This window comes from Verrucomicrobiia bacterium, assembly GCA_035946615.1.
Taxonomy (GTDB): Bacteria; Verrucomicrobiota; Verrucomicrobiia; order Limisphaerales; family UBA8199; genus DASYZB01.
Genome location: DASYZB010000147.1, coordinates 1 through 5774 on the forward strand (window position 1 = coordinate 1; position 5774 = coordinate 5774).

The 5774-nt window shown below is 56.6% G+C and carries 5 protein-coding genes and 1 pseudogene; all 6 read right to left on the bottom strand.

Going from position 1 to position 5774, the window contains the following annotated elements; translation table 11 throughout:
- The coding region (dnaA, locus tag VG146_21295) for a chromosomal replication initiator protein DnaA (protein ID HEV2394894.1) at positions 1 to 1012 on the bottom strand (1012 nt) is incomplete at its 3' end.
- Between the two features lie 734 nt (positions 1013 to 1746).
- Complete coding sequence (locus VG146_21300) at positions 1747 to 2079, bottom strand: hypothetical protein (GenBank protein HEV2394895.1); 333 nt, start codon at positions 2077 to 2079, stop codon at positions 1747 to 1749.
- The gene (locus tag VG146_21305; GenBank protein HEV2394896.1) at positions 2076 to 2564 is read right to left on the bottom strand and encodes a hypothetical protein; all 489 of its coding nucleotides are present in this window, start codon (positions 2562 to 2564) and stop codon (positions 2076 to 2078) included. The genes VG146_21300 and VG146_21305 overlap by 4 nt, the downstream gene beginning before the upstream one ends.
- A 341-nt stretch (positions 2565 to 2905) precedes the next feature.
- The gene (locus VG146_21310; GenBank protein HEV2394897.1) at positions 2906 to 4360 is read right to left on the bottom strand and encodes a kelch repeat-containing protein; all 1455 of its coding nucleotides are present in this window, start codon (positions 4358 to 4360) and stop codon (positions 2906 to 2908) included.
- A gap of 393 nt (positions 4361 to 4753) precedes the next feature.
- Positions 4754 to 4843, bottom strand: a pseudogene (locus VG146_21315) (SEC-C metal-binding domain-containing protein).
- Positions 4844 to 5130: 287 nt separating this feature from the next.
- Positions 5131 to 5253, bottom strand: a complete 123-nt coding sequence (locus VG146_21320; GenBank protein HEV2394898.1) for a hypothetical protein — start codon at positions 5251 to 5253, stop codon at positions 5131 to 5133.
- Between the last annotated feature and the right edge of the window lie 521 nt (positions 5254 to 5774).

Genomic DNA, 5774 nt, shown 5'->3' on the forward strand with positions numbered 1-5774 from the left:
GGCCGGTTAAGGCCCCGTAAGAAACAACCCGGTTCAGCGCCCCTTCCAGGCGGCGAATGTTGGTCCGAATCCGATCGGCCAGAAACGCCATAATGTCCCCGGGCACCTCCACGCCCATGGAACCCGCCTTCTTGCGCAAAATCGCCAAACGCACCTCCCCATCAGGAGGCTGCAAGTCGGTGACCAGGCCACCCTCAAAGCGTGAAACCAGCCGCTGCTCCAGATTCCGGAGTTCCCCCACTGGCCGGTCGCAAGTCAGCACGATCTGTTTGCCCGCCTCTTGCAGTGCATTGAACGTATGAAAGAATTCCTCCTGGATCCGCTCCTTGCCCGCCAGGAACTGAATGTCGTCAATCAGCAGCACGTCAGCCTGCCGGCATTTCTTCCGAAACCGGCCCAGTTGGTTGGTCTGGATGCCTTCGATGTAGGCATTCGTAAACTGCTCGGAAGACATGCAGCCTATGCGTGCTGCCTTTTTATGCGTCGCGACGTGGTGCCCAATGGCGTGCAGCAGATGGGTCTTGCCCAAGCCGACCCCGCCATAAACAAATAGCGGATTATACGCTTTGCCCGGGGCCTGAGCGACCGCCAGCGCCGCCGCGTGGGCGAAACTGTTATTGTTACCCACTACAAACGTTTCAAACTTGTTTTTGGGATCACACCCCAACTGCTGGCTGGTGTTGTTTGTCCCGGGAAGCGGTTCAGCAGGTTTCGTGGGTGGAGGACCCGACGCAGCCGGCGCGGGCGCTGGAGAGGCGCCGTTTGCACTAACGTGGAAACGAATTTCCAAGCGCCGCCCGGACGCAGCGGTGAGCGCTTCCTGCAACATGCCCACATAGTTGTCTTTGAGCCAGGTTTCGCTGAACTCGTTCGCGACCTCTAGCACGAGGCTGTCGCAATTGCGCCCGTGAGGGCGCAACGGCGCCACCCATAAATTGTAAGCATCCGGGTCGAGTCGGACACGAAGGTGTTCCTGTGCGGCGCCCCAAACCGATTCTACTGAAGTTAGCATTTTACAGATAAACCCATGTTTTCAGGGTTTTGTTCACTTGAACCCACCGCGCCAGATCGACCCGGCCCGGAGGTCCATTCTTCAGAGGGGGCCAACCGCGGCCAGTCAATTGACAGTTCCACGCAAAAGCTTGGTGACTTCCAAAACCCGATCCGAAGACACGTAAGTCATTCTAAAAGAAGCGATTAGCCCCAGTCCGGCTAACCTGGCGCTCGTCCGAGGCTTTCCCATTGCCACTTCCGAGCGCACACGACCGCGGTCAGGTCCAAGCTTTTACTCCCCCGTCTCCAATTTAGCGAGGACAACATATTAACTGTTGTTACCGGGTTATACACAGATGCGCGAATCCCAACAATTCTGCCCCATCGGACGTTTCAAATTACAAATGGCACGAGCACGCATGAAGACCAATTGCCCGTTGCAAATGAGCAGGCCCAGCGGCTGAATCTCCTCCAATCTACACACATCGGGGCCTCATCGGCGCCAATCCCGGAGAACGGTTCCAGCCCGGTTAGCCTTCGGTTCACGGTTTCTAGTCGGGGATATACTCCGCCGGAATCCACTGGATGTCGGTGCGGCCACACGAATAACGGGCGTAGCAGCCAGCCGTCCCTGCTGCCGCACCCAATTCGTGGGTTATCATTTTGCTCGTCGGTATCTTTTGAATTCTGCAGCAACACTCGCGGTAAACTTGGGAATCTCCAATTCGTTCCCAATAATCGAGCAGGATACCGTCAGGGACGGCGGCGCGGATCCGGGCGGAATATTGAGGGCGTGACCTTCATGCTTGCTTGGGTAGGGCCGATCAGCGTGTAGGTCCCGCGAAACGCGACGTTCGTCCAACGCTGGCCATCCACGATTAAAATGTCCGCAATCTTGAAGGATCGATCCTTGAAAAACTCGACAGCCTCGAATGCCTCGACCGTGTTCGTATCACCCGGGGCACTCCGGTGGGTCGTCTCGGTTTGCCAGAGCCCAACGAAACTGTCCGCGCGACAGCAATCACCGAACGACACAGCGAAGATCACCGAGACCAGCAAGAAAGCCACGTAAAGCCACGGGGTCACATCTCAATTTTTGACAATTCATGTTCGATTTGCGCCACTTGGCGGCCCAGGGCACGGTCCTGTTGGAGCCGACGATTGAAACGGCTCAGAGCCTGGCCCACGGCGGCGTAGTCCACCCCGCCGGCGAGCCGGCCCAGTTGGGCAAGGCTTAGCCGCGCGTGGCGCCGCCCCAGCCACATCGCCGCGTCCCGGCCCCAATCGCCATGGCGCTGCGCAAAGTCGTTCCAAGGTTCGTGCTTGCCTTCTTCCACCACGCCGACAATCTGCTCCCAACTCACGGCTGGAGCAAGCTGCTTCAAAGCCGCTTGCTCACGCCGATTGCCCCGGATTTGACGGCGCAAGCCTCGCGCGAAGGCTTCCGTGCCCAGCACCAGGCCGGCCAGCAGCCGGTCCCAGGGCCGCTCGATGGCGCCCTGACGCAGCGGTTGCTCGGTGTACGCCCTGAAGGCCGCGCGCCTCTCGGTCTGGGTTCTGCCGCCGCACAAGCAGTCCAATGGCTGGCGATTATGGTGGAAAAATCATCCCCGTGAACTGCCATATGAAACGAACCAGTCAGCCCAAGCTCGTCGGACAGGCCTTTCCCACCGAAACCCCACCGAAACCATGAGTGGGGTCAGAACATATGACCGACCCCTTTTGAACGGATCTGGCAAATCAGGGCTGCTTTGCCCGTTGTCGCCGGGAACGCCGTTCATATTCCCCATGCCGGCCGACTGCCCCGTGCTGGTGGTAATCCTTGAATGATCCATTCCAAACAGGTCGAGAGAATTGATAGGAAATTGCTTTTGGCTTCGCCGGTTAAAGGAATCGCCGGACCATTTTTTGCTCATGGCGAGCGAACTCGGTAAAAGCGTTGTGGAGTGTTGGCCTGCGCATCCGTGAATCGGTATTGGCCCGGGTTAATTTCCGGGACACTCCCGAGAACAGTCCAGTTCCCAACCGGCAATGCAATGTTGGTGGCAGCCAGTGCGGTAAAACTCGTGCCCGGAGCGCTGATGAAATCGAATTCAAACGGGCCTCCCGACGTTTTCACAAGATTGGTTAAAATAATAGGTGCCGCAGAAAGGCTGCCTGAAACAAATAATTCCGCATTTGAAAGGGTTTGGTAAATTCCCACGACTCCACCAGCAACAAGAACATTTGTATTGGGAAGCAAAGTCGCTGTGTGCGCACACCGTGCGATGTTCAGTTCGCAAGCGACTGTCCATGTCTCCGTGGCCGGGTCATAAACCTCCGCGCTGGGAATGGGGCCTGGGCCATAGCCCCCTACAACGAGCACCTTCCCATTGGGTAGCAGGGTCGCACTGTGATTGTAACGACCAACACTCAACGACCGAGTCAGTCTCCAAGTTTCATTGGTCGGATTGAAGAGTTCTGCACTGATGAGATAAGGACCGACATTACCGAAACCGCCCGCTACGAGCACCTGGCCGTCTTGCAGCAATGTTGCAGTATGACTAACCCGATTATAGGTCATCGGAGTGATTACTCTCCATGTTCCTGTAGTCGGGTCGTATAATTCTGCGCTTGAGAGATTACCACCATTATACCCTCCCGTGACAAGCACTTTGCCGTTGGGTAACAGGGTGGCGGTATGGCTATCACGTGGAATGTTGAGTCCATTGGTTGGTGTCCACGTGCCCATACTCGGATTGTAAATCTCTGCGCCAGAAGCATAGCCGTTAGTCCCATCGCCGCCGGTAATCAGCACATAGCCATTCGCCAGTAAAGTTGCCGTATGGTTAAACCGGGCGGCATTCATCGAGCCGGTCGCGGTCCACTTTTCGGTCGCCGGGTCATACACCTCCGCGCTCGAAAGGTAGCCGTTATAAAAGATGCTGAGACCCCCAGAAGTGAGAACTTTTCCACTAGTAAGTAAAACAGAAGCATGGACTACACGTTGTGTAGCCATGGAGCCAGTGACGTTCCACATCCCGTCAGTTGGGTTGTAAAGTTCCGATTCATTGTTAATTGTACCCGTGTCGTTGTGTCCTCCGGTGACCAATACTTTTCCGTTCAAAAGCAACGTGGCCGTGTGGCCAACGCGCGGCAAATTCATGGAAGCGGCGTTGGTGAAATAGTCTGCTCGTCCCTGTAGAGCCAGAAATACGTTAAGCAGGAGTGCCGTCAGCAGCATACTGAATCGACCCAGGTGCCTCGTGGTCGTTTTGAAGCAGTCAGAAAATGAAAGCTTTTTCGAAGTTCTCATAAAACCAGCTATGAAATTCTGGTAAAACTTTGATTGCGCCTGCGAGCCTGCTCCTTTTGGTAAAAATGTCAAGAATTCGAATGCTACGGACGGAGCCCTGTCCAGAGGTGCATGGCCGAGCAGACGAAATAGCCATGCCGTTTGGAGCAGGCAATTTCCAGGAACTGATCAAATCCATGGTGCGGCACCATGTTTCGATACAGCTTCAACCTGTGACTACTAAGAACGCCCACGCCAAGTGCGGGTTCCGTGTGAACCATGCCGGATTGGCCATTTCCTGGGAGGAGAGGTCCAGTTTGGCAATGGCTGGGTAGGTCCGCCAAAATCCTTAGCTCCCGCGAATATCGGGCAAACCGGAATCAACCCCCATGCCACCCCCCCAGCGGTAATTTAAGAGCGCATGGGCGGAATTGATTGCCCTTCGCCGCCAGCTTGACTTTATCGGCGCTACTTATCCCCATATGTTCAGCCCCTCCCGCAGCACTTCTTGTACTTCTTGCCGCTGCCGCACAGGCACGGGTCATTGCGGCCAATCTTCGGCTGCCGGAGCACGGTTTGCGGAGCCACATAGTCGGCGTCTGGAGGCTCTGCCTCGAATGGCACACCGAAGTACTCAAACACTGCTTTGGTCCGGTCATAAATTCCGCGTTCGGGAACCGCTGCCCGCTCGCACGTCAGGTTCGTCGGCAGAAAATTCCGCTTCAAAAAGCTCAGCAGTTCAATGAGGTCAAGGCTGAGGGCGACGTTCACTCGCCCGTCCACCTGCATTGTGTTTACAGATGGCAGGCAGCAGGCAACCATGGCCCTCAGCGTGTCGCGCGAAATCGCCGCGCTCATTGATATCAATCGAACTGGACTCCGCGCATGGTTTCGAGGCTGAAGCCGCCACGGGCCAACTGGACGACCAATTCCTTGCGGCTGGCCTCGACCTGGCTGACGAGGTCTCGCACGATTTCCCGCAGCACAGGCGAACCGGAAAGCAGAAAGCAGGGGGGACATACTCGGGGTCCTGGCGAGGCAGGCGGACCTCGCCGGCAGCGCGCAAGACCCGCATCAGAGGAATTGATAGGAAATTGCTTTTGGCTTCGCCGGTTAGCGAAGGCTACGTGCAGGATCGCGGGCCGGGCGCCGGCGGTCCTTGCTACCAGGGGACCCGCAAAGTGCGCGCCAAAACTGTCAGTGTAGCTCAGGAGCAGTACGAGTGGCTCAAAACTGCCATCGACAGCTGGCGAACCTTGCAGGCCACCCTGAAGGAAATGCAGAAACTTTCACGCCGGGTTCTATTTGCAACCGTCCCTAGCCAACCTCGACGTAAACGCCTAGGAAAGAGAACTTTAGGCCTTATCTAGAGCCTGTCCCAAAAGGGGGAAGTGTCGGTGCCTGCGTTGCGCCAGTGCTGCGCGGAGGGCATTAAATCGGCTAGATTGGGGACTTGCGCCCAAAATCGTCGATTATAGATGTTTTTTGGCCGCCCGACGGCGGGTCG